The organism is Caballeronia sp. INML1 (genome assembly GCF_023631085.1).
Taxonomy (GTDB): Bacteria; Pseudomonadota; Gammaproteobacteria; order Burkholderiales; family Burkholderiaceae; genus Caballeronia; species Caballeronia turbans.
Map to the genome: position 1 here is coordinate 1 of NZ_JALQDT010000043.1, position 22,260 is coordinate 22,260.

The following is a 22,260-nucleotide window of genomic DNA, read 5'->3' on the forward strand; positions in this document are numbered from 1 at the left end:
GTTAGTCCTATGAGGGCGACACTTAGGCAGCCCACGGTCACCTGGCAAGCATGGCCAAACTGCGTGTGACCGCGGGCGTATCGAGCTGCTTTCTTTGGTTACTTTCTTTGCAGCAGCAAAGAAAGTGACTGCCGTCCCGCACAGGGGCAACGCTAATAAACCAACAAGAAAACGGGATCCAGCGAAAAAAATTCACTTCACCAAAGAACGCCGCTTCATCTCCAACTGAGTAATGAGCCGCTGCAGCGTATTCTCCGCCGACCCCGGCATCGAAACAAACTTGAACCCGATGGTATATCGGCAATCCCCCTTCGCCGTTGTCGATTCCCGCTTCGAAACCAGCTTCATATCCACCGTAACCTTGCCATTGGCGCTGAAATGCAGCTCGGCATCCTGAATCACGATGCCCATCTCGAGATTGGCAACGCGCTCATCTGTCGTGCGCAACGCGACCCCCCCCAGCGACAGGTCATGCACCTCGAAGCGGAACCGCTCTCCCTCTGGCAGCGAACCCGTGCAGATATAAGGATCGAGCACCGGCGCCTCGACGCGGAAATATTCGCGCCGCTGCATGTAATACAAGACCATCGGAAACTCGGCCTCGAACGCCGGTCGGCCGTCGAACACCGTCTCGCGCGCCGGCGGCGTCGTGAACTCGACGCGCACGCCTTCCGGCGCCGCGTTGAAAACGAGCCTCTGCGACGCGAGCACGCCGCGGTTCTGCTCCGCCACGCCGCCCCAGTCGAACGTGAAGCGATGCGCGGTTACATCAACATCGAGCAACCGTGTGACGATTTGCCCGTCGCCGTATTGCGCCGTCAGAAAGTCGCCGCGATTGGCGAGATTGCGCAGCGCCACGCCGATTTCGAGCGGATTGCGCCGGCCGAAATCCACGTTGGGCGCGATGTCCTCGTCGGCAACGTCATGCATGTAATTGGTGTTCATGGGGCTAGCCGTGTTCATTGTGCTCGCGCGCCGGTCGGACATCCGAACGTCGCGCGTCGATCCGAACCCGAATCGGTCCGGCACTTCGGTTATTCAGGTTAGCGGCACACGTCTTCAAAAGTTTAGGGGTGCCCGGCGAAAAATGTATGTGGTGCGCCGTCCCTACGAACGTAAAACGTTTGCTGCCGAAAAAGATCCGAACAATCGCGCTTTTCGCGCTCGGTAATTCGCGCGTACGACGTCTTCCTAGCAAGAAGACGGCCGCATACATCGGCTGATTGCGTCAGACGATCTGGCGCATGATCGAGATGAGCTTCTTCGCGTATTGCGGATCGGTCGCGTAGCCCGCCTTCTGCATGCCGTGCGCGAAGCCCGCGACATCGCGCGAAGCCTGAATCACCGGCGCATAGCGCGGATTGTTCTTGATGACGCTCGCGTAATCGGTCAGCGCTTCCTCGTACGAATCGTAGGCGCGGAACTTTTCGACGACCTTCTGCGGCCGGCCGTTGACGTACTCGGTCGTGACCGAATTGACGGTCTTGCCGGTCCAGTTGCTCGACGCCTTGATCCCGAAAATGTTGTGGCTCGTCGAACCGTTCGCGTGCTTGATCTCGCGCTTGCCCCAGCCCGATTCGAGCGCCGCCTGCCCGATGATGAAACGCGCCGGAATGCCGGTCGCCGCGCTCGCGGCCTGCGCCGGCACCGCGAGGCGGTCGACGAACGCGTTGACCTTGTCCGATCCGTTGCCGCGCGCCGGTGCTTCGAGCGAATCCGCCGCCGTGTAGCCCTTGCCCGCGAGCGACGCGCTGCTCTTGTTGGCCTGCGCCGCCGCGTACGCCTTCGCCATCGCGTTCATCGCGGCGAGGTTGCCCGCGTTCGCGTCGAGGTCGCCGCCGCCCGACATGCCGCCGAGCGTCTGCATCGCGTTCATCGCGCCTGCGCCGTTCCTGGCGTCCGCGCCGGCCTGGCCGCCCGCGTTGCGCATGAGCTGCTTCAGCATCATGTCCGCGACGCCAATGCCCTTCGACGACATCTGCTGCGAAAGCTGCTGATCGAGCATCGACGTGAACGACTTCGTATCGTTCGATTCGAACGGGCTGTCCGAAGGCGTCGCGTCGCGCATGCTCTTGAGCATCATCTGCGTGAAAACCGCGTCGAATTGCCTGGCCGCTTCCTTGAGTCCCTGCTGCGGATTCGCGCCGGCCTGCGCGCGCAGCGCGTCGAAGCCCTGCGTGTCGAGCGCGAAACGGTTCGACAGGCTCGAAAAGCCGCTCGTCGTATCGGTCGATGCCAGCGCGGTGCTGGCGATGCCGGTCGTGTTCGAGTTCATGAGGCTTCGTTCCTTAGATGATTTCGAGGTCTGCGCGCAGTGCGCCCGCGGCCTTCATCGACTGAAGGATCGAGATGAGATCCGCCGGCGTCGCGCCGAGCGCGTTGAGCGCCTTCACGACATCCGCGAGGTTCGCGCCCGCGCTCAGCATCTTGAGCGCGCCGCTGTCCTGCTTCAGTTGAATCGAGGATTCCTTCGCCGCGACCGTCTGCCCGTTCGAGAACGCGCCCGGCTGGCTCACCGCCGTCTTCGTGTTGATGACCACCGACAGGTTGCCGTGTGCGACCGCGCAGTTCTGCAGCGTGACCATCTGGTTCATCACGATCGAGCCGGTGCGCGCGTTCAGGATCACCTTCGCGGCGGCCTGCGCCGGACGCACGTCGATGTTCTGCAACTGCGCCATGAACGACACCTGCTCGCTCGCATCCTGCGGCGCGCGCAGTTGAATCGTGCGGCCGTCGAGCGCGAGCGCCGTGCCCATGCCGAACTGGTTGTTCACCGCCGCGACGATGCGCTGCGTCGTGTCGAAATCCATCTCGCGCAGTTCCATCTGCATGACGCCGCCCTGCTGCTGCAACGCCGACGGCACCGCGCGCTCGACGATCGCGCCGGCCGAGATGCGCCCGACCGCGAGCTGGTTCACCTGCACCTTGCTGCCGTTCGCGCTCGCGCCCGCGCCGCCGACGACGAGGTTGCCCTGCGCCATTGCATAGACCTGGCCGTCCGCACCCTTCAGCGGCGACATCAGCAGCGTGCCGCCGCGCAGGCTTTTCGCGTTGCCGAGCGAGGACACGGTCACGTCGATCGCTTCGCCGGGGCGCGCGAACGGCGGCAGCGTCGCCGTCACCATCACGGCGGCGACGTTCTTCAACTGCATGTTCTGCGTCGTCGCCGGGTTCACCGTGATGCCGAGGTTGCCGAGCATGTTGGTGAGCGACTGCGTCGTGAACGGCGTCTGCATGGTCTGGTCGCCGGTGCCGTCGAGGCCGACGACGAGACCGTAGCCGATCAGCGGATTGTCACGCACGCCCTGGAACGAGACGAGGTCTTTCAGACGCTCGGCGTGGGCGTGCTGCGCAGAGCCGATGGCGACGAGCGCGGCCGCGAGCGAGAACGAAACGAAACGGAGAAACGGATTCATGATCAGAACGGCGCGACGTTGAGGAAGAAGCGTTGGAGCCAGCCCATGTTTTGAGCTTCGTCGATATAACCCTTCGCCGAATATTCGATCTTCGCGTCGGCGACTTGCGTGGAGAAGACGGTGTTGCTGCCCGAGATCGTCGTCGGGTTGACGACGCCGGAGAAGCGCACGAATTCGTTGCCCTGGTTGATGAGCATCTGCTTTTCACCGCTCACCATGAGGTTGCCGTTCGACATCACTTCCGTGACCGTCACGGTGAGCGTGCCGCTGAACGTGTTGGCCGCGCTCGCGCCGCCCGCCGCCGTGAACTTGTTGGCGCCGGTGGCCGACAGGTTCGTGTTGTTGAAGAGGCCGCCGAAGATGCCCGGCGTCGTCGGCACGGCGAACGAGCCGTTGCCGGCGCGGTTGGTGTTCGCCGCCGACGACTTCGTCGCGTTGACGTTTTCCGAGATCACGATGGTCAGGATGTCGCCCACGTTGCGCGGCCGCTGGTCTTCGAACAACGGCCGGCCCGCGTAGCCCGCGTTGTAGATCGCGCCCGGCGAACGCGTGCCGACGGGCGGTTGCGGCGGACGCGCGGTCATCGGCTGCTGGACGATCGGCTCTTTCGGCACGAGGCCGCACGCGCCGAGCGCTGCAATGAGCGCGGCAATCGTTGCACGCGAGAGGATTTGAGTAGGCGACATCTTGGTGACTCGTATGAAGCGTTAAACCTGCATCTGCGAGAGCGTCTGCAGCATCTGGTCGGACGTGGTCACGGCCTTGCTGTTGATCTCGTAGGCACGCTGCGTCTGGATCATGTTCACCAGTTCCTGCACGACATTCACGTTCGACGCTTCAACGTAACCTTGCTGCAGCGAGCCCGCGCCGTTCAGGCCCGGCTGGGAGACGTTCGGCGCGCCCGAGCTGCCCGTTTCGGAGAACAGGTTTTCACCGCGCGCTTCGAGACCGGCCGGGTTGATGAAGGTCGCGAGCTGGATCGAGCCGACCGTCGTGCTGGCCGTGCTGTTCGGCTGCGTGATCGACACCGTGCCGTCCGAGCCGATGGTGATCGCCGTCGCGTTTTGCGGAATCGTGATGGCCGGGTTCAGCTGATATCCGCTCGATGTGACGAGCTGGCCTTGCGCGTTGGTCTGGAACGAGCCGTCGCGCGTGTAGGCGGTCGTGCCGTCGGGCATCGTCACCTGAAAGAAGCCCTGGCCGTTGATCGCGACGTCCTTCGAGTTGCCGGTCTGCTGCAGGTTGCCCTGCGTGTAGAGGCGCTCCGTTGCGACCTGTTGCACGCCGGTGCCGAGCTGGACGCCCGATGCCAACTCGGTTTGCTGCGTAGAGTTCGCACCCGGCTGGCGCGTGGTCTGGTACAGCAGATCCTCGAACACCGCACGCGAGCCCTTGAAGCCGTTCGTGCCCACGTTGGCGAGGTTGTTGGAGATCACGTCCATTTGCGCCTGTTGCGCGTTCATGCCGGTCGCGGCGATGTAGAGAGAGCGATTCATGTCTTTCGTGTCCTGTGTAGCTTGCGTTCGCCGCTCAAGAGAAGTTGAGCAGCTTGTTGGCCGACTGTTCGTTCTGATCGGCCGATTCCATCAGCTTGGTCTGCATCTGGAACTGCCGCGCGTTGGTGATCATCGAGACCATCGCGGAGACCGGGTTCACGTTGCTGCCTTCGAGCGCGCCGCCCGCGACGACCACGCTCGGGTCCGCATCGGCGGGGTCGCCGGTCGCGGTCCGGAAGAGGCCATCGTCGCCGCGCGTGAGCGTCGCCGGATCGGGATTGACGAGCTTCAGCTGATCCACGACCGCGATTGCCGTCGGCGGGTCGCCCGGAATCAGCGCGGAGATCGTGCCGTCCTTGCCGATCGTGACTTCAGCGCCCGGCGGAATCGACAGCGGGCCGCCGCCGCCGAGCACCGGCAGGTTGTTCGCCGTGACGAGCTGGCCGTTCTGATCCACGTGCAGGTTGCCCGCGCGCGTGTAAGCCTCGCTGCCGTCCGCCGCCTGCACGGACAGCCAGCCGGGTCCTTGAATTGCGACATCGAGCGGATTGCCGGTCTGCTGCACCGGCCCCGCCGAGTAGTCCGCGTTCGGCGTGGACGACAGCACGAAAGTGCGCGTCGTGCCATCGGCGGACTGGTTCTCGAACGACATCGGCACCTGGCGGAACGCCGCGAGCTGCGCCTTGAAACCCGTGGTCGACGCGTTCGCGAGGTTGTTCGCCACGACGGCTTGCTGCTCGAGCGCCTGGCTTGCGCCAGTCATCGCGGTGTAGATCAGACGGTCCATGAATCGCTTCCTTCTTTCCTGATGCGTCTAGTGCGTGCGAACGATGCTTACAGATTGATCAGCGTCTGATCGACGGTCTGCTGTGTCTTGATGGTCTGCGCGTTCGCCTGATAGTTGCGCTGCGCGGTGATCAGATTCACGAGCTCGCTCGTCAGGTCGACGTTCGAGTTCTCCACCGCGCCGCCCTGCAGCGTGCCGTGGTTGGTCGAGCCCGGCACCGAGACTTGCGCCGCGCCCGACGCCGCCGTCTGCGCGTACACGTTGCCGCCGAGGTTCTGCAGGCCGTTCTGGTTGTTGAAGTTCGCGATCGCGATCTGGCCGAGCGCCTTGGTTTCGCCGTTCGAGTAGTTGCCGGTCAGCATGCCGTCGGTGCCGACCGTGAAGCCCGTCAGTTCGCCCGTGCTGTTGCCGTCCTGATGCAGGTTCGTGAGACCGCTCTTCGCGCCGTACTGCGTCGTGCCGGAGAGATCGAGCGTCAGCGTCTGCGTCGCGCCGGGCGTCGGATCGGCGCCGTTCGGGATGGTGAACGTGAACGTCTTGCCCGAGGTCATGTTGCCCGATGCGTCGAACGTGACGGGGCCGAGGTCCGTCTTCTGCGTGACCGGATCGCCATAGCCCGCGAACGCTTCCCACGTGTTGGTGCTCGACTTCGTGAAATACACCGACACCTTCTGCGTGCCGCCGAGCGAGTCGTACGCATCGACGGACGTCGACGCGTTGTAGGTGTTGCCGTTGGTCGGATCGAAGTCGGCGGCTGCCTTGACGTCGTCCTGCGAATTCAGGTTGAACGCGGCGGTGATCGTCTTGGTTGCGGTCGGCGCGATGTTCGCCGTCGGCACCGTGAGCGGCACCGTGCTCGCGCTGTTGACGACGCCGCCCGAATCCGCCGCGTAGCCCATGAGTTGCAGCCCCGACGAATTGACGATGTTGCCGTTGTTGTCGAGATGGAACACGCCGTTGCGCGAGTACACGATCGAGCCGTTGTTCGACAACTGATAGAAACCGTTGCCGTTGATCGCGACGTCGAGCGCCTGGTTGGTCGTGGTGATCGTGCCCTGCGAGAACTGCTGCTGCACTTCGGCGAGACGCGTGCCGATGCCGATCTGGTTGCTGACGGCCGTGGCCATCGAGCTTGCATACATGTCGGCGAACTGCGCCGCGCCTTGCTTGAAGCCGACCGTGTTCGCGTTCGCGATGTTGTTGCCGATCACGTCGAGGTCGCTCGATGCGGCGCCCAGACCGCTCAGTGCTTGTTGGTAACTCATTTGATGTATCTCCGTGACGAGACCACGCTCGCCCTAAATGAATGGGGAATCAGAGAATCGAAGCGACGCTCGTCAACGCAACCGTCGAACCGTTCGCGAGCTTCAGACCCGGCGCACCGCCCGACATCTGCACGACGCTTTGCACCTGCGAAGCCGACAGCGTCGTCGCGGTCGCCTGCTGGCCGTTGATCGTGCCTTGCGCGGTGATCGTGTAGCTGCCGTCGGCGAGCGTGGCGCCCTTCGAATCGACCGGCGTCCAGCCTGTTACCGGCACGACGCCAGCGCCCTGCGCGCCTAGATCGAGCGTGTTGACGATCTGGCCTGACGAATTCTTCACGACGATCTGCAGGTCGCTCACGTCGTTTGCCAGTTGCACGCCGAAGCTCGACGACGCGCCCTTCGACACGGTCACGCTGTTGCCCGCCGCGAGCACGTTCGAGCCGATGAGCAGCGCGGCCTGCGTCTGCTGGCCGGCGGAAAGCTGCGTCGCGAGCGAGGACAGCGACGTGTTCAACTGGCCGATGCCCGTCACCGTGTTGATCTGCGCGAGCTGCGAGGTCATCTGCGAGCTGTCGGCGGGGTTGGTCGGATCCTGATTCTTGAGCTGCGTCACGAGCAGCGTGAGAAAGGTGTTCTGCAGATCCGACGCCGACTGCGCGCCGGTCGCCGAGCTCGACGAAGACGCCGACGAACTCGACGACGCGCCGTTCATGGTGTCGAGCAGCGTCTGCGAGACGGTCGTGCCGTTGCTGCCGATAGTGGTGCTGGAGGAGCTCACGTTGTGTTCCTTGAAGTCTTGATCAGGTTCCGATGGTCAGGGTCTTGAGCATCAATTGCTTGGCGGTGTTCAGCGTTTCGACGTTCGCCTGATAGGAACGCGAAGCGGAAATCATGTTGACCATCTCCTGCACCGGATCCACGTTGGGCAGCGTCACGTAGCCGTCCGCGTTTGCCGCCGGGTTGCTCGGGTCGTAGCTGGTTTTCATCGGGCTCGGATCGTCGATCACGCCGGTCACCTGCACGCCGCCGACCTGCTGGCCCGACGCGGTGCGCGCGCCGCCGAGCGGATCGACCGCGAAGACGACCTGTTTCGCCTTGTACGGCTGACCGTCCGGGCCGGTCGTGCTGTCCGCGTTCGCGAGGTTCGACGCGGTGACGTTCAGGCGCTGCGCCTGGGCGGACATCGCCGAGCCGGCGACGTTGAAAATGCTCATCAAAGAGGGCATCGCTAATCCTTTTCCGGGTGGAGTCGGCGCTTCGGCGCCGTGGCTCCGGCCCCATGCCGGGCTGGAGCCACGGCGTTAACTGTTCGATGTGATCGCCGAGAGCATCGACTTGATCTGCGACGACAGCACCGTCATGCCCGCCTCGAAGTGCAGCGCGTTGTCCGCGAACTGCACGCGCTCGGCGTCGAGGTCGACCGTGTTGCCGTCGAGCGACGGCTGGCTCGGCACGCGGTACGCGAGCTTGCCGTAGTCGTCGCTCGAACCGCCTGATGCGGACAGCGTCGACGTGCCGCTCATGTGGCCTTTGGCCGTCGTCGCCAGGCCGCCGCTCGCGCTCACGCTCACGGGCTGCGCCATCTTCAGCGTCGAATTGTTCGTGGCGCCGCCGCCCTGCTTGAGCGCGCCCGCGAGCGCGCTCGAGAAATCGACGTCGCGCGCCTTGTAGCCGGGCGTGTCGGCGTTGGCGATATTCGACGACAGCAATTCCTGCCGATACGCGCGCACATCGAGCGCCTCACGGCCAAAAGCGAATTCCTTGTCGAGTCTGTCTAGCATTCCGGTTTCTCCTGTCGGCAGCGCCGAGGCCTTTTTGCATGACACGCATCTTAGGAGCGGCGCGCAATAACTAATCCGACGAATAACCGGGAAACGGGGCCTCTATTCGACGCTTGCCCGCGGCGGCCGATATCTAGAATTCGTTTCGTTAGGAGCCGCCGCGTGTTTGCGGCTCGATTCGGATCAGGTACGGAGAAAGTTGATGAGCAGGTCGGCGAAGCGTGCATCGAACCCTACGGCTCGCGTCGCTATGACGCTCGCGCGCCGCACGCTGCGCGCTCTGGCCGGCGTGTCGCTGTTCATGAGCGTCGCGGCGGGCGCGTTTGCGCAGCAGAGCGACGGCCCGATCGTCATTCCCGGCAACGCCGAGACCAATCCGGCCGCGGCGGCCGACATGGCGAAGAACCTGAATGCGCCCGTTTCGCGTGCCGCGGTTCCCGTCGCGGCGCCCGCCGCACCCGAAATCGCGCGTTCGAGCGGCTATCGCGCCGCGACGAAAGCCGCCGACGCCGCGATGCGCAACGCCGCGCTCGAACTGGACGCCCGCGCCGACGCCGCCGACGACTCGATGAACGACGCGAGCGGCATGATCGTCATTCCCGGACCGGGCGAAGCGAAGCCCGCGCGCGCGCCGGTCGCGGCTCCCGCGCTCGCGAGAGCGCCCGCCGCATCGGTTTCGGTTTCGCGCGATGTGATGCCCGTTGTCGTGACACGCGACGATGGCGTCGCCCGCGGCGCGAATTCAAAGCCTGTCGCGGCGAGTCCCGCGACGCCCGTCGGCGCCGCTTCGCCGATGCGACGCGTGAGCTTCAATCCGTCGACCGCGGCAGCAGCCGCGCCCGCCGCCGCATCGCCGCAAGCGCCCGCCGCGATGCAGGACGGCGAATCGATCCGCGTCGCCGCGTTCAACTTTCTGCAGCAGCAGGCGGCCGGCTTGCCGGGCAAGGTCGAGATCACCGTCACGCCCGTTTTCCCGCGCGGCCTCGCCGCCTGCTCCGCGCTCGATCCGTTCATGCCGACCGGCGCGCGCCTCTGGGGCCGCATGACCGTCGGCGTGCGCTGCGTCGGCGAGCGCCCGTGGACACTCTATGTGCAGGCGCGCGTGTCGATCAACGCCACGTTCTATACAGCGGCGCGCGCAATCGCGCCAGGCGAGGTGCTGGGCAACGCCGATCTCGTCGCCCGCGAAGGCGACATCACCGCGATGCCGCAGGCCATCGTCACCGATCCGGCGCAGGCTGTCGGCGCGGTCGCGCTGTCGCGCGTGCCCGCAGGCCTGCCGCTGCGCACGGACATGCTGCGCGCGGCAAGCTCGGTCGCCATCGGCCAGAACGTGCACGTCGTCGCCGGCGGCTCCGGCTTTTCGATTTCGGCCGAAGGCACCGCGATGAACAACGCGGCGCCCGGCCAGCAAGTGCGCGTAAAAACGGCCGGCGGTCAGATCATCACCGGCATCGTGAAGGACAGTCAGACGGTGGAAATCGCCCTCTGAAGCGGGCTATGTTCGGTTCCCCACGTTTGTTTCATTTTGTTGCAAATGCGCTGAATGCCCGCCAGACAAGGCTTTCAGGGCGATGAGCGCGCCGAACGGCAGTTGGCAGTCCCCCGGCAGGGTAAAGTTTTCAAGCACCCTCGCCGATAAAGGACTCAACACGTTCGGGAATGGACATCGTGAAAATCGAATCGAATAGCAACACCACTCTGGCAGGCCTTCAAGACAACCTGCAGCGCGCGTCGCAAAACGACGCGAAGGGCGCCGCTGGCACCGTGCAGCAATCGGGCACGGGCACGGCGACGAATTCGACGGTGAGCTTGTCGCCGCTGTCGACGGACCTGCGCGCATCGAACGGCTCGGACATCGACACGGCGAAAGTCGAGTCGATCAAGGCCGCGATCCGCGACGGCAGCCTGAAGATGGACACGAGCAAGATCGCCGACGGCATTCTCAGCACCGCCCGCGACCTGCTGCAAACGAGAACCCCGCCGACCGGCGGCTGAACGTAGTGACCCTTGCGCGTCTGTGCGAAACAGGCGCGCGGCGGCGAGCGGCGTTCTTGCGCCGGCGGCTTTTGTGAAACCGCTATTCGAGCGATGCAATGAGAGACGCCCTGCTTGCCACTGTCACCGAAGAAGTCGCCGCTGTTCAGGCTTTCGAATCCCTCCTCGTCGATGAGGAAAAGGCGCTGATCGCCGCGCAGCCGCTTCCGGCGCTGCCTGAAATCATCGAGAACAAGACCGCGCTCACCGAGCGCATCTCCGCACTCGAAAAGGCGCGCGACGAGCAGTTGAAGGCGCTCGGTTTTCCCGGCGGCTTCGTCGGCATGGAAGCCGCCGCCGCGGACGACAGCGCGATCGCCGCGCAATGGGCGCTGCTCACCGCCGCCGCTCGACGCGCGAAACAGGGCAACAACAACAACGGCGTGCTGATCCGCACGCGCATGGAATACAACCGCAAGGCGCTCGCCGCCTTGCAGGTCGCGCCGTCGAAGAGCGGTTTCTACGGCCCGGATGGCCGCGTGCCCGGCGCCTGACCGCCGCTTTTTTTCGCTTTGCCGAACGGCGCGTGCTTCCCGCGAGGCACGCGCCGCTTTCGTTTCCCGCGCTTTCATCTAGCGAATAACCCCCTTTTCCCCGGCTTTATCCGCCGATGGCCGCTCGACGCCTTCCGCAATAATCGCTTTCATCAAAAAGCGGCTTCGCGCCGCTCGCACGTGCAAACGATGGAAGCAACGGAGTAAGGCCCGGTGGCAGAAGAAAGCGATCTCGAAAAAACCGAATCAGCCACTCCCAAGCGCCTGGAAAAGGCGCGGGAGGAAGGCCAGGTTGCGCGTTCGCGGGAACTCGCGTCGTTCGCTCTCCTTTCGGCGGGATTTTTCGGCGTGTGGGGTTTGTCGGGAGCAATGAGCCAGCATTTGCAGTCGATCCTGCGCGGCGCGTTCACCTTCGATCACGCGACCGTGCTCGACTCGCGCCAGATGATGATCGGCGCGGCAAACGCGAGCAAGGAAGGTCTGTTCGCGGTGCTGCCGGTTCTGCTGCTGACGGCTTTCGCCGCGCTCGCCGCGCCGATGGCCCTCGGCGGCTGGCTCATCACGACGAAGCCGCTTGCGCCGAACTTCGGGCGCCTGAATCCGGTCAGCGGCCTCGGCAAGATCTTTTCGATGCAAGGGCCGGTTCAGCTCGGCATGTCGGTATTGAAGACGATCGTCGTCGGCGGCATGGCGGGCTCGGCGATATGGAGCCGCAAGGCCGAAGTGCTCGGCCTGCTGACGAAGCCGCTCGATCTCGCGCTCGCCGACGCTATGCACCTGATCTTCGTGTGCTGCGGCATGGCGATCGGCGGGCTCTTTCTCGTCGCGGCCATCGACGTGCCGTACCAGCTCTACTCGCACGCGAAGAAGCTGCGCATGAGCAAGGAAGAAGTGAAGCGCGAGCACAAGGAAAACGAAGGCGATCCGCACATCAAGGGCAAGATTCGCGCACAGCAGCGCGCGGCCGCCCGCCGCCGCATGATGCAGGCGATTCCGACCGCCGATGTGATCGTCACGAACCCGACGCACTTCGCCGTCGCGCTGAAGTACACGGACGGCCAGATGCGCGCGCCGAAAGTCGTCGCGAAGGGCGTGAATCTGGTCGCGGCGCGCATCCGCGAACTGGGCCGCGAGCACAACGTGCCGCTGCTCGAAGCGCCGCCGCTCGCGCGTGCGCTGTATCACAACGTCGAGATCAATCGCGAGATTCCGGGCGCGCTCTATGGCGCGGTCGCGCAGGTGCTGGCGTGGGTCTATCAGCTCAAGCGCTACAAGGAAGATGGCGGCATCGCGCCGGACGAACCGTCCGATCTCGACGTGCCGAAGGAACTCGACAAAGGCGGCGTAACCGACGCCGAGGCCGAACAGGAAGCCGCAGAGGCCCTGGCCGGCGACAACACTGACAAGGGAGCCGCCGCATGAACGCGCGCGCTGGATTTTTCGCCAAACGGCCCGACGCGCTGGGGTCGCAGAACCTTCGGGCGCTCGCCGGCCCGATCCTGATCTGCATGATTTTGGGCATGATGATTCTGCCCTTGCCGGCGTTCCTGCTCGACCTGCTGTTCACCTTCAACATCGCGCTGGCGGTGATGGTGCTGCTCGTCAGCATGTACACGCAAAAGCCGCTCGACTTCGCGGCATTCCCGAGCGTGCTGCTGTTCTCGACGCTGCTGCGGCTGTCGCTGAACGTCGCGTCGACGCGTATCGTGCTGCTCGAAGGCCACACCGGTCCCGACGCCGCGGGCCAGGTGATCGAATCGTTCGGGCACTTTCTCGTCGGCGGAAACTTCGCGGTCGGTATCGTCGTGTTCGTGATCCTGATGATCATCAACTTCATGGTGATCACGAAGGGCGCGGGGCGTATCGCGGAAGTGGGCGCGCGCTTCACCCTCGACGCGATGCCCGGCAAGCAGATGGCCATCGACGCCGACCTGAACGCCGGCCTCATCAACGAGGAAACCGCGAAGAAGCGCCGGCAAGGCGTGGCGCAGGAAGCCGAGTTCTACGGCTCGATGGATGGTGCGAGCAAGTTCGTGCGCGGCGATGCGATCGCCGGTCTTCTGATCATGGTGATCAACGTGGTGGGCGGGCTGATCGTCGGCATGCTTCAGCACGACATGGACTTCGCGCACGCGGCGACCAACTACACGCTGCTGACCATCGGCGACGGCCTCGTCGCGCAGATTCCGTCGCTCATCATCTCGACGGCGGCGGGCGTGATCGTGTCGCGTGTCGCGACGGAAGAGGACATCGGCACGCAGCTTACCGGCCAGTTGTTCCAGAATCCGCGCGTGCTGATGATCACGGGCGTGATCATCGGCGTCATGGGATTGATTCCGGGCATGCCGCACTTCGCGTTCATGCTGCTCGGCGGCGGTCTCATCTACGCCGCGCGCTCGATGAACAAGCGCGCCGAGGCGAAGAAGAAAGCGAGCGCCGTCACCGATGTCACGCCGCTCGCGGCAAGCGCCGCAGCCGCGTCGGCGGAGAATGCGGAGGCGAGCTGGGAGGATGTATCGCTCATCGATCCGCTCGGGCTGGAAGTGGGGTATCGGCTGATTCCGCTCGTCGATCGCAACAGCGACGGCGAGTTGCTCAAGCGTATCAAGGGAATTCGCAAGAAGTTCGCGCAGGAAATCGGCTTTCTGCCGCCGGTCATTCACATTCGCGACAATCTCGAACTTCGGCCGAATGGCTATCGCATTGCGCTGAAGGGCGTCGAGGTCGGTGTTGGCGAAGCCTTCCCGGGCCAGTGGCTCGCGATCAATCCGGGTCAGGTATCGGCTGCCCTGCCGGGCGCGCAGACGCAGGATCCGGCATTCGGCCTGCCGGCGGTGTGGATCGACACGAATCTGCGCGAGCAGGCGCAGGTGTACGGCTACACGGTCGTCGATGCGAGCACGGTCGTCGCGACGCATTTGAATCATCTCGTGGTAACGCATGCGGCCGAGTTGCTCGGGCGACAGGAAGTGCAGGCGCTGCTGGAGCGAATCGGCAAGGACACGCCGTCGCTCACGGACGATCTGGTGCCGAAGGTGCTGTCGCTCACGACGCTGCAGAAGGTGTTGCAGAATCTGCTCGACGAAAGTGTGCCGATCCGCGACATGCGCACGATCCTGGACGCGTTGCAGGAGCATGCGCCGCGCATGTCCGATCCATACGATCTCACGGCGGCGGTGCGTCTCGCGCTCGGCCGCGCGATCACGCAGCAGTGGTATCCGGGCACCGACGATCTACAGGTGATGGGCCTCGATCCGACGCTGGAACGGGTGTTGTCGCAGGCTTTGTCGACGGGGACCAATCCCGGGCTCGAGCCGGGCCTCGCACAGACGCTGATGAACTCGACGCAGAACGCGATCATGCGTCAGCAGAATCTGGGATTGCCGCCGGTGTTGCTCGTGCAGCACTCGCTGCGCGCGATGCTGGCGAGGTTTCTGCGCAGGAGCCTGCCGCAGTTGAAGGTGCTGTCTTATGCGGAAGTGCCGGATACCAGGAATGTGAAGGTGGTGAATTTGATCGGGGCGTGAGGCGTCTGCCTAATGAAGCGATGCAGCAATCATCCCTTTGAGGTTTTTCGCGTCGAAGGCCACGGTCTTATCCGTGTAATAGTTCGCCCGCTCGAATTGCTTCTTCGTCACTGCCTTCTGGCTCTCCGCAATCGCCAGAATGTAGCCGCTGATCTTCTGCACCTTGTACTGCATATAGATCACCTCTGCTTCAAGCAGATGGGTGGAATTCGAGGCACCGATGATGATCAAGGGCTTGCGCGCCTCGAGAACGTGATCAGCTACCAAACCGCCGGGAATCGGAAGCTGGACGTCCGAGCGAAGCGGAATGCCGATTTCATTTGCTATTTCCCCGAGGACGCTCGATAGCCGTTCTTTGAAGTCGCTGTTCGACTGCCGTTCTGCCTGCGACGTCGCAATTCCGTAGAGTTGCTGGGCAGCCTCGGCGACGCGGAAAACGTAGGACGCGATACTTCCCTCGTCGTGTGTCATGGCGCGTATCACTTCGTCGTCGCAAAGGCGGGCCGGGCTCAGCTCGGCGAATTCGCGCGACCATCGCCCAAGCGCTGCCGACTCCACGTCACCGCCTACCATGCTCGCGTACAAGCATGCTTCTCCATTTTCGTCGATCACGTACGAGCCGTTCTTTGGACGCACGCGCACCACGACGCGGTCTCCGGTCCCAGGATATTCAAGTGGCGTGACGATTCGATGCGTGCCATTGGTGTCGGAGTGCACTTCGAATAGAGAACAGATGGTCCGCTTCAGCGATTCGGTCAACTCCATAGGTCACCTTGGCGATTTATTCTGATCGGCGTCTCGATGCCGACGGCTTTGCAAAAGATCTTGATCAGTTCGGCTCGGTCCGGTTCCAGCCTTGGATCGAAGTCACGATGAGGCTTAAGGTTAAGCTCGGGCGCGCGTGGCAGCAAGCGATTCCGGTAATCGACCGTTGTGCTGCAAGGCAGCTTGCAATGCAAGTCCTTGTGACTGGGATGATAGTGGAACTCGAAGAGTGGGTATAAATCGCCGCTGCGAACGACGCAGAGCAAGTAAGCGTAAAACGAGCGGTCGGTGCGCTCGGGGCCGTCGTGCCAAATGAAGATCACACGATGCTCGTCCGATACCGGGATAAGGTCGGTAGCCTGACTGCCCTGCCGCCCTATCTTGTTGAAGGGCTTAGGAAGTTTGTTCCTGACCAGCTTAGTGAATTGGGGCGTTCCCGTAAGGTACTTGATCGCGCTTTTGTGTCTGGCAAGGTCTTTCGGATTCACGATGCGGCTCTCTCAGTTGTTTCGAGCGACCGCATCGGGCAACGCTGTGCGCGATTCAGGACGTGAGCGGCCGATCAATTCCCCCTTCGGAACCGATGCTAACCGCAACCGCCGGCACGCAATCCTTCGTTTAACGAATATTTCAAACTGCGTCAGAGAAAGCTGAGTCGAGGCAGCGAGCTAACTCAACACTCCACAATATTCACCGCCAACCCACCGCGCGAAGTTTCCTTGTATTTGGTCTTCATATCCGCGCCGGTTTCCCGCATCGTCTTGATGACCGAATCGAGCGAAACGTAATGCGACCCGTCCCCGCGCATCGCCATGCGCGCGGCGTTGACGGCTTTCACGGAACCCATCGCATTGCGCTCGATGCACGGAATCTGCACCATCCCGCCGACCGGATCGCAAGTCAGCCCGAGGTTATGCTCCATGCCGATTTCGGCTGCGTTCTCCACCTGCGCCGGTGTTCCACCTTGCACCGCGGCCAACGCCCCCGCCGCCATCGAACAGGCGACGCCGACTTCCCCCTGACATCCCACTTCCGCGCCGGAGATGGAAGCATTCATCTTGTACAGAATGCCGATCGCGGCCGCCGTCAGCAGAAAATCGATGACGCCCTGCGTGTTCGACCCCGGCACGAACCGGTCGTAGTAATGCAGCACCGCCGGAATGATCCCCGCCGCGCCGTTGGTCGGCGCCGTGACGACGCGTCCGCCGATCGCGTTCTCTTCATTCACCGCGATCGCGTAGAGATTGATCCAGTCGATCATTGAAAGCGGATCGCGCAAGGCCTGCTCCGGTTTGCCCGCCAGCGCCTTGTACAACTGCGGCGCGCGCCGCTTCACCTGAAACGGTCCCGGCAAGTGCCCTTCCGCATCCGGATTGCCGATACCGCAGCCGCGCGCGACGCAATCCTGCATCACGTCCCAGATGCGCAAAAGGCCCGTGCGAATCTCGTCCTCGCTTCGCCAGACGCGCTCGTTTTCCCACATCAACTGCGCGATCGACTTGCCCGATTCAGCGCACATCTTCATCAGCTCGTCGCCGGTATGGAACGGATACGGCAACTGCTCGTGCGCCGTCAGCACCGCCGTGTTCGCCGCGCCTGCCGTCACGACGAATCCGCCGCCCACCGACAGGTACGTCGCTTCGCGCAGCAACGCGCCGTCCGCATCGAACGCGTAGAGCTTCATGCCGTTCGGATGCTCCGGCAGCGCCTGCCGATAGAACGCGATGTTTTCCTTGATCGTGAACGGAATCTTGCGCTTGTTGAGCAACGCGAGCGTCTTCGACGCACGCACCGCTTCGAGTCGCGGAACGATGCTCGAAGCATCGACGGTATCGGGCGCATCCCCCATCAGGCCGAGCATCACGCCGCGGTCCGTGCCGTGGCCCTTGCCCGTCGCGCCGAGCGAGCCGTACAACTCGCATTTCACCGATGCGGTCGGTTCCAGCAGCCCGTCGCGCTCGAGCCCCTGCGCGAACATTAATGCTGCGCGCATCGGTCCGACAGTGTGCGAGCTCGAAGGTCCGATGCCGACTTTGAAGAGGTCGAATACGCTGACTGCCATGACTGCTCCCGCGTGTAAGAGTTAGCGCGCCGGCAGCGGCAGACACACCGCGAGCCAGGCGGGCGGGGTCGGTGCAAGCCGCAGCGCGACCGGCGCGTAGCGGCCGTCAAGCCGCGCCGCCAGATGAAAGAGTTCCGCCGCGTTCTTCGGATCCCACTGACCCGAGAAACCCGGCAAGCCCGCCTCGCGACGCTTGGCGTCGAACGGCACGGACGACTTCACGAATTCATCGTGCGTCTTCGTGCCGAGCGCGTAGGGCGTGAGCCAGTTGAGCGCCTCGGCGAGCGTCGCGCCCGACTGCGCGCGCTCCGGCAGCCAGTTGCGGTTGTGCCGCCGCGCGGCGAGCGCCGCCGTCACGAGCGGCTGAAGATCGTACGTCACGTAGCGAAGCGCATCGCGTTCGGCGAAATCGACCGTCGATCCGTCCGGCGCGATGTTGTCGCCGATATGCTCGACGAAAAGCCGCTGCGCCGCATTGATGAGCTTGCGGTCGTCGATGGTGAACGCGCCCATCGCCACCAGCTTCACGCGATGGCTCTGCCAGTTGTTCCGGTAATTGCCGGTGAGCGGCCGGGGCTGCTTGTCCATGTCGGCGATGTAGCCGTTCACCATTTTCGTGATGAACGCGTTCGCCGCGTTGCGCGTCTTGACCGGCAGGGCGCTCGCCGTGAGGTCGTACGCCAGGATCAACGATTCGAAGTTCGTCTCGTCGATTGGATTGAAGCTCGGCTGATAGGTCGTCGTCCACGCGAACAGGAAGCGGTCGACGAGCCGCAGATAGCGCTCGTCGCCGGTCGCGCGCCACGCGAGTGCGGCATCGCGCATGAGGCCGAGGTCTTTCTCCGCTTCGACGCTTTCGTCGTAGATGCCCTCGTGCGGCAGCGTGCCTTCGGTGTGCAGCTTCGCGCGCGCCTTCGGCTGATCGTTCACGTGCGATTGCACCATCTTCACCAGCGCCTTCACACCGGGATCGGCATTGGTGCGTTCGCTCGTCTGCATCGCGGGCGCGGCGCAGAAATTCATCGCGGCCTGCGCGGACGACGCGGCGACGAGCAGCGCGCCGAGCATCGCTCGCGCCGCGCGCGCGCGGATCGTCCCTTTCACCTCTCGCACCTTGAACGCCATGTGAACTCCCTGGTTTGGCTTTTTGGTCCGGGGTGAGATGTTAGCTGTTCTGGAACGCGCCGCAAAACCGCCCGACAATGCTTTACGCTTCCGGGCGGCGCCCTCTCAGGTCCTTCGCGATGCCTTAGTCGTCCGCGTACTCCGATACGGGCACGCACGAGCACATCAGATTGCGGTCGCCATACGCGTTATCCGCGCGTCCGACCGGCGACCAGTACTTGCGCGCCACCAGCGACTTCACCGGATACGCCGCCGCCTCGCGCGTGTACGTGTGCGTCCAGTCATCCGCCGCGACGACCGTCGCCGTGTGCGGCGCGTTCTTCAGCACGTTGTCCTCGCGATCGGCGCGGCCTTCTTCCACCGCACGGATTTCCTCGCGGATCGCGATCATCGCGTCGATGAAGCGGTCGAGCTCTTCCTTCGATTCCGATTCCGTCGGCTCGACCATGAGCGTGCCGGGCACGGGGAAGCTCATCGTCGGCGCGTGGAAGCCGTAGTCGATCAGGCGCTTCGCCACGTCTTCCACCGAGATGCCGCTCGATTCCTTGATCGGCCGAACGTCGAGAATGCACTCGTGCGCAACGAGTCCGCCCGCGCCGCTGTACAGCACCGGATAGTGCGGCGCGAGACGCTTGGCGACATAGTTCGCCGCGAGGATCGCGCTTTCGGTGGCGGCAGTGAGACCTTGCGCGCCCATCATCGCGATGTACATCCACGAGATCGGCAGGATCGCGGCCGAGCCGTAAGGCGCCGACGACACCGCGCCGATGCCCGCGTCGTCGCGCTTGTAACCCGTGGATGCCTGATTCGGCAGGAACTTCGCCAGATGCGCGCCGACTGCAACCGGACCGACACCCGGCCCGCCGCCGCCGTGCGGAATGCAGAACGTCTTGTGCAGGTTCAGGTGCGACACGTCGCCGCCGAACTGGCCAGGCGCGCACAGGCCGACCATGGCGTTCATGTTCGCGCCGTCGACATACACCTGGCCGCCGTGCGAATGCACGATGTCGCAAATCTCGCGGACGTTGCGCTCGAATACGCCGTGCGTCGACGGATACGTGATCATGATCGCCGCGAGATTCGCGGAATGCTTTTCGGCCTTCGCCTTCAGATCTTCGATATCGACGTTGCCGTTCGAATCGCACGCAACGACGACGACCTGCATGCCCGCCATCTGCGCCGACGCCGGATTCGTGCCGTGCGCGGACGCCGGAATCAGGCACACATTGCGATGCCCTTCGCCGCGCGATTCGTGATACGCGTGGATGATGAGCAGCCCCGCGTATTCGCCTTGTGAGCCGGCGTTCGGCTGCAGCGAAACAGCCGCGTAACCCGTGCACGCGACGAGCATCTGTTCGAGCTGATCGATCATCGTGCGATAGCCGACCGTTTGCTCGGCGGGCGCAAACGGGTGAATCTGCGCGAACTCGGGCCACGTGACGGGCAGCATTTCGGATGTCGCGTTGAGCTTCATCGTGCAGGAGCCGAGCGGGATCATCGTGCGGTCGAGCGCGAGATCCTTGTCGGCGAGGCTGCGCAGATAGCGCAGCATTTCGTGTTCGGAGTGGTGGCGATTGAAGACCGGATGCGTGAGGTACGCGCTCGTGCGATGCAGTTGCGCCGGCAGCGGATCGGCTGCGGCCTGATCGAGCGCGTCGATATCGAACGTTTCGGTCTTGCCCGCGACTTCGGCGAACAGCGCGAAGAGCTTGAGCAGGTCGTCGCGCGTGGTGGTTTCATCGAGCGATACGCCGACTTGCGTCGCGCTCACGTGGCGCAGGTTGATATGCGCGGCGTACGCAGCCTGATGCAGCGCGGTCGTGCTCGCGCCGCTGTCGATCGTGATCGTGTCGAAGAACGTGTCGTTGGCGATTGCATAGCCGAGCTTCTTCACGCCGGCCGCAAAAATGGACGCCACGCGGTTCACGCGCAACGCGATCGTCTTCAGGCCGCGCGGGCCATGATAGACGGCATACATGCTGGCCATGATCGCGAGCAGCGCTTGCGCCGTGCAGACGTTCGACGTCGCCTTTTCGCGGCGAATGTGCTGTTCACGCGTTTGCAGCGCGAGGCGCAGCGCGGAATTGCCTTGCGCATCGACGGTCACGCCGACGAGACGCCCGGGCATCTGGCGCTTGAATTCGTCGCGCACGGCCATGTACGCCGCATGCGGCCCGCCGAAGCCGACCGGCACGCCGAAACGCTGCGTATTGCCGATTGCGACATCCGCGCCCCATTCGCCCGGCGGCGTGATGAGCGTCAGCGCGAGCAGATCCGCCGCCGCGACGACATGGCCGCCCGCCGCGTGGATTGCTTCCGCGAGCGCGCGATAGTCGCGCACATCGCCATTCGCGCCGGGGTATTGCAGCAGCACGCCGAACGCGTTCGCGCTCGCAGCATCCGCGGCCGGGCCGACCTTCACTTCGATGCCCGCGGGCTTCGCGCGCGTCTTCACCACTTCGATGGTCTGCGGCAGCACGTCATCGGCGACGTAGAACACGTTCGATTTCGGCTTGCCGACGCGCTGCAGGAGCGTCATCGCTTCGGCTGCGGCCGTGGCTTCGTCGAGCAGCGAGGCGTTCGCCATCGCGAGGCCGGTCAGGTCCATCACCATCTGCTGGAAATTGAGCAGCGCCTCCAGACGGCCTTGCGAAATCTCCGGCTGATACGGCGTGTAAGCCGTGTACCACGCCGGATTTTCGAGCACGTTGCGCAGGATCACCGCCGGCGTGTGCGTGCCGTAGTAACCCTGGCCGATGTAGGTTCGAAACACCAGATTCTCGTCCGCCAGCCGGCGCAGCGACGCGAGCGCTTCCGCTTCGCTCTTCGGCTGCGTGAACGCACCGAGCGGCAGCGTTTCGTTGCGGCGGATCGATTCAGGAATCACCGCGTCGATGAAGGCCGCGCGCGACGCGAAACCGAGCGCTTCGAGCATCGCGCGCTGGTCCGCTTCATCGGGGCCGATGTGCCGCTCGACGAATGCGTCGTGGCATTCGAGCGCGGCGAGTGACAGGGAAGTGCGGTTCATCAGGCGATCCGGGTGTTCGAGCTTCATGTGAGTTCCTGCGATGCGGCTCACCGTTGAGCCGCAATCGTCATTGAGATGAGTTATTCGCCGATCGACTTGCCGTAGCCTTCGGCGTCGAGCAGCTTGTCCAGGCCGGCGTCGCCCGCCGGCTTGATCTTGAAGAGCCAGCTTTCGTACGGCGCGCCGTTCACCTGATCGGGCGCCGACGTGAGCGCGTCGTTCGATGCGACGATTTCGCCCGAGACCGGCGCGTAGATGTCCGATGCCGCTTTCACCGATTCGATGACGGCGATCGCATCGCCCGCGGTCACGGTCTTGCCCGCCGCGGGCAACTCGACGAAGACGATGTCACCGAGCGCTTCCTGCGCGTGATCGGTGATGCCGACGGTCAGCGTGCCATCGGATTCGGTGCGGACCCATTCGTGCGATTCGGTGTATTTCAGATCGGCCGGGATGCTCATTGGATGCTCCTTGCGT

General features: G+C 64.0%; 21 protein-coding genes. 5 read left to right on the forward strand and 16 right to left on the reverse strand.

The annotated features are described in order from the left end of the window. Positions 1–192: 192 nt before the first annotated feature. The 10 genes from NCR38_RS13070 to flgB form a co-directional block, all read right to left on the reverse strand. Positions 193–945, reverse strand: coding sequence for a flagellar brake protein (locus tag NCR38_RS13070; RefSeq protein ID WP_061116907.1), 753 nt, complete (start codon positions 943–945; stop codon positions 193–195). 283 nt (positions 946–1,228) lie between these two features. Continuing rightward, positions 1,229–2,275, reverse strand: a complete 1,047-nt coding sequence (gene flgJ / locus NCR38_RS13075) for a flagellar assembly peptidoglycan hydrolase FlgJ (RefSeq protein WP_250477210.1) — start codon at positions 2,273–2,275, stop codon at positions 1,229–1,231. Between the two features lie 13 nt (positions 2,276–2,288). After that, complete coding sequence (locus NCR38_RS13080; protein ID WP_061116553.1) at positions 2,289–3,416, reverse strand: flagellar basal body P-ring protein FlgI; 1,128 nt, start codon at positions 3,414–3,416, stop codon at positions 2,289–2,291. A gap of 2 nt (positions 3,417–3,418) precedes the next feature. Beyond that, positions 3,419–4,102 carry a flagellar basal body L-ring protein FlgH gene (locus tag NCR38_RS13085; protein WP_096031949.1) on the reverse strand — a complete coding sequence of 228 codons (684 nt, stop codon included), beginning with the start codon at positions 4,100–4,102 and terminating at the stop codon, positions 3,419–3,421. A 21-nt stretch (positions 4,103–4,123) separates the two neighbouring features. Further along, positions 4,124–4,912 carry a flagellar basal-body rod protein FlgG gene (gene flgG / locus NCR38_RS13090; RefSeq protein ID WP_250477211.1) on the reverse strand — a complete coding sequence of 263 codons (789 nt, stop codon included), beginning with the start codon at positions 4,910–4,912 and terminating at the stop codon, positions 4,124–4,126. 34 nt (positions 4,913–4,946) lie between these two features. Next, positions 4,947–5,699: a flagellar basal-body rod protein FlgF gene (flgF, locus tag NCR38_RS13095; RefSeq protein WP_061116556.1), complete on the reverse strand. Its 753-nt coding sequence runs from the start codon at positions 5,697–5,699 to the stop codon at positions 4,947–4,949. 47 nt (positions 5,700–5,746) lie between these two features. Beyond that, positions 5,747–6,964: a flagellar hook protein FlgE gene (gene flgE / locus NCR38_RS13100; RefSeq protein ID WP_061116557.1), complete on the reverse strand. Its 1,218-nt coding sequence runs from the start codon at positions 6,962–6,964 to the stop codon at positions 5,747–5,749. Positions 6,965–7,013: 49 nt separating this feature from the next. After that, complete coding sequence (locus NCR38_RS13105; protein WP_284502085.1) at positions 7,014–7,676, reverse strand: flagellar hook assembly protein FlgD; 663 nt, start codon at positions 7,674–7,676, stop codon at positions 7,014–7,016. Between the two features lie 88 nt (positions 7,677–7,764). Continuing rightward, on the reverse strand, positions 7,765–8,190 hold the full coding sequence (flgC, locus tag NCR38_RS13110; RefSeq protein ID WP_250477212.1) for a flagellar basal body rod protein FlgC: 426 nt from the start codon (positions 8,188–8,190) through the stop codon (positions 7,765–7,767). A 75-nt stretch (positions 8,191–8,265) separates the two neighbouring features. After that, positions 8,266–8,745 (reverse strand): flagellar basal body rod protein FlgB, encoded by a 480-nt coding sequence (flgB, locus tag NCR38_RS13115; protein ID WP_061116559.1) that lies wholly within the window; start codon positions 8,743–8,745, stop codon positions 8,266–8,268. A gap of 202 nt (positions 8,746–8,947) precedes the next feature. On the opposite strand from flgB, the gene flgA reads away from it, so the two are divergent. From flgA to flhA, 5 genes are all read left to right on the forward strand, one after another. Continuing rightward, entirely contained in the window at positions 8,948–10,237 is a 1,290-nt protein-coding gene (gene flgA, locus NCR38_RS13120) for a flagellar basal body P-ring formation chaperone FlgA (RefSeq protein ID WP_250477213.1), read from the forward strand. Between the two features lie 179 nt (positions 10,238–10,416). Continuing rightward, positions 10,417–10,743 (forward strand): flagellar biosynthesis anti-sigma factor FlgM, encoded by a 327-nt coding sequence (flgM, locus tag NCR38_RS13125; protein ID WP_061116909.1) that lies wholly within the window; start codon positions 10,417–10,419, stop codon positions 10,741–10,743. 98 nt (positions 10,744–10,841) lie between these two features. Further along, positions 10,842–11,276, forward strand: coding sequence for a flagella synthesis protein FlgN (locus NCR38_RS13130; protein WP_061116561.1), 435 nt, complete (start codon positions 10,842–10,844; stop codon positions 11,274–11,276). Between the two features lie 213 nt (positions 11,277–11,489). Next, positions 11,490–12,698 carry a flagellar biosynthesis protein FlhB gene (gene flhB / locus NCR38_RS13135; protein WP_061116562.1) on the forward strand — a complete coding sequence of 403 codons (1,209 nt, stop codon included), beginning with the start codon at positions 11,490–11,492 and terminating at the stop codon, positions 12,696–12,698. Next, positions 12,695–14,803, forward strand: a complete 2,109-nt coding sequence (gene flhA, locus NCR38_RS13140; protein WP_061116563.1) for a flagellar biosynthesis protein FlhA — start codon at positions 12,695–12,697, stop codon at positions 14,801–14,803. The genes flhB and flhA overlap by 4 nt, the downstream gene beginning before the upstream one ends. A gap of 9 nt (positions 14,804–14,812) precedes the next feature. Here flhA and NCR38_RS13145 read toward each other — a convergent pair whose 3' ends face one another. The 6 genes from NCR38_RS13145 to gcvH form a co-directional block, all read right to left on the reverse strand. Next, positions 14,813–15,568 carry a hypothetical protein gene (locus NCR38_RS13145; protein WP_250477214.1) on the reverse strand — a complete coding sequence of 252 codons (756 nt, stop codon included), beginning with the start codon at positions 15,566–15,568 and terminating at the stop codon, positions 14,813–14,815. After that, positions 15,559–16,056: a hypothetical protein gene (locus tag NCR38_RS13150; RefSeq protein WP_250477215.1), complete on the reverse strand. Its 498-nt coding sequence runs from the start codon at positions 16,054–16,056 to the stop codon at positions 15,559–15,561. Before NCR38_RS13150 ends, NCR38_RS13145 begins: the two co-directional genes overlap by 10 nt. Before the next feature lie 185 nt (positions 16,057–16,241). Further along, complete coding sequence (locus NCR38_RS13155) at positions 16,242–17,630, reverse strand: L-serine ammonia-lyase (protein ID WP_061116564.1); 1,389 nt, start codon at positions 17,628–17,630, stop codon at positions 16,242–16,244. 21 nt (positions 17,631–17,651) lie between these two features. Continuing rightward, complete coding sequence (locus NCR38_RS13160; protein WP_061116565.1) at positions 17,652–18,755, reverse strand: alginate lyase family protein; 1,104 nt, start codon at positions 18,753–18,755, stop codon at positions 17,652–17,654. 124 nt (positions 18,756–18,879) lie between these two features. Next, a complete protein-coding gene (gcvP, locus tag NCR38_RS13165) occupies positions 18,880–21,810 on the reverse strand; it encodes an aminomethyl-transferring glycine dehydrogenase (protein ID WP_250477216.1) in 2,931 nt (976 codons plus the stop codon). Positions 21,811–21,863: 53 nt separating this feature from the next. Further along, positions 21,864–22,244: a glycine cleavage system protein GcvH gene (gene gcvH, locus NCR38_RS13170; protein ID WP_061116567.1), complete on the reverse strand. Its 381-nt coding sequence runs from the start codon at positions 22,242–22,244 to the stop codon at positions 21,864–21,866. Between the last annotated feature and the right edge of the window lie 16 nt (positions 22,245–22,260).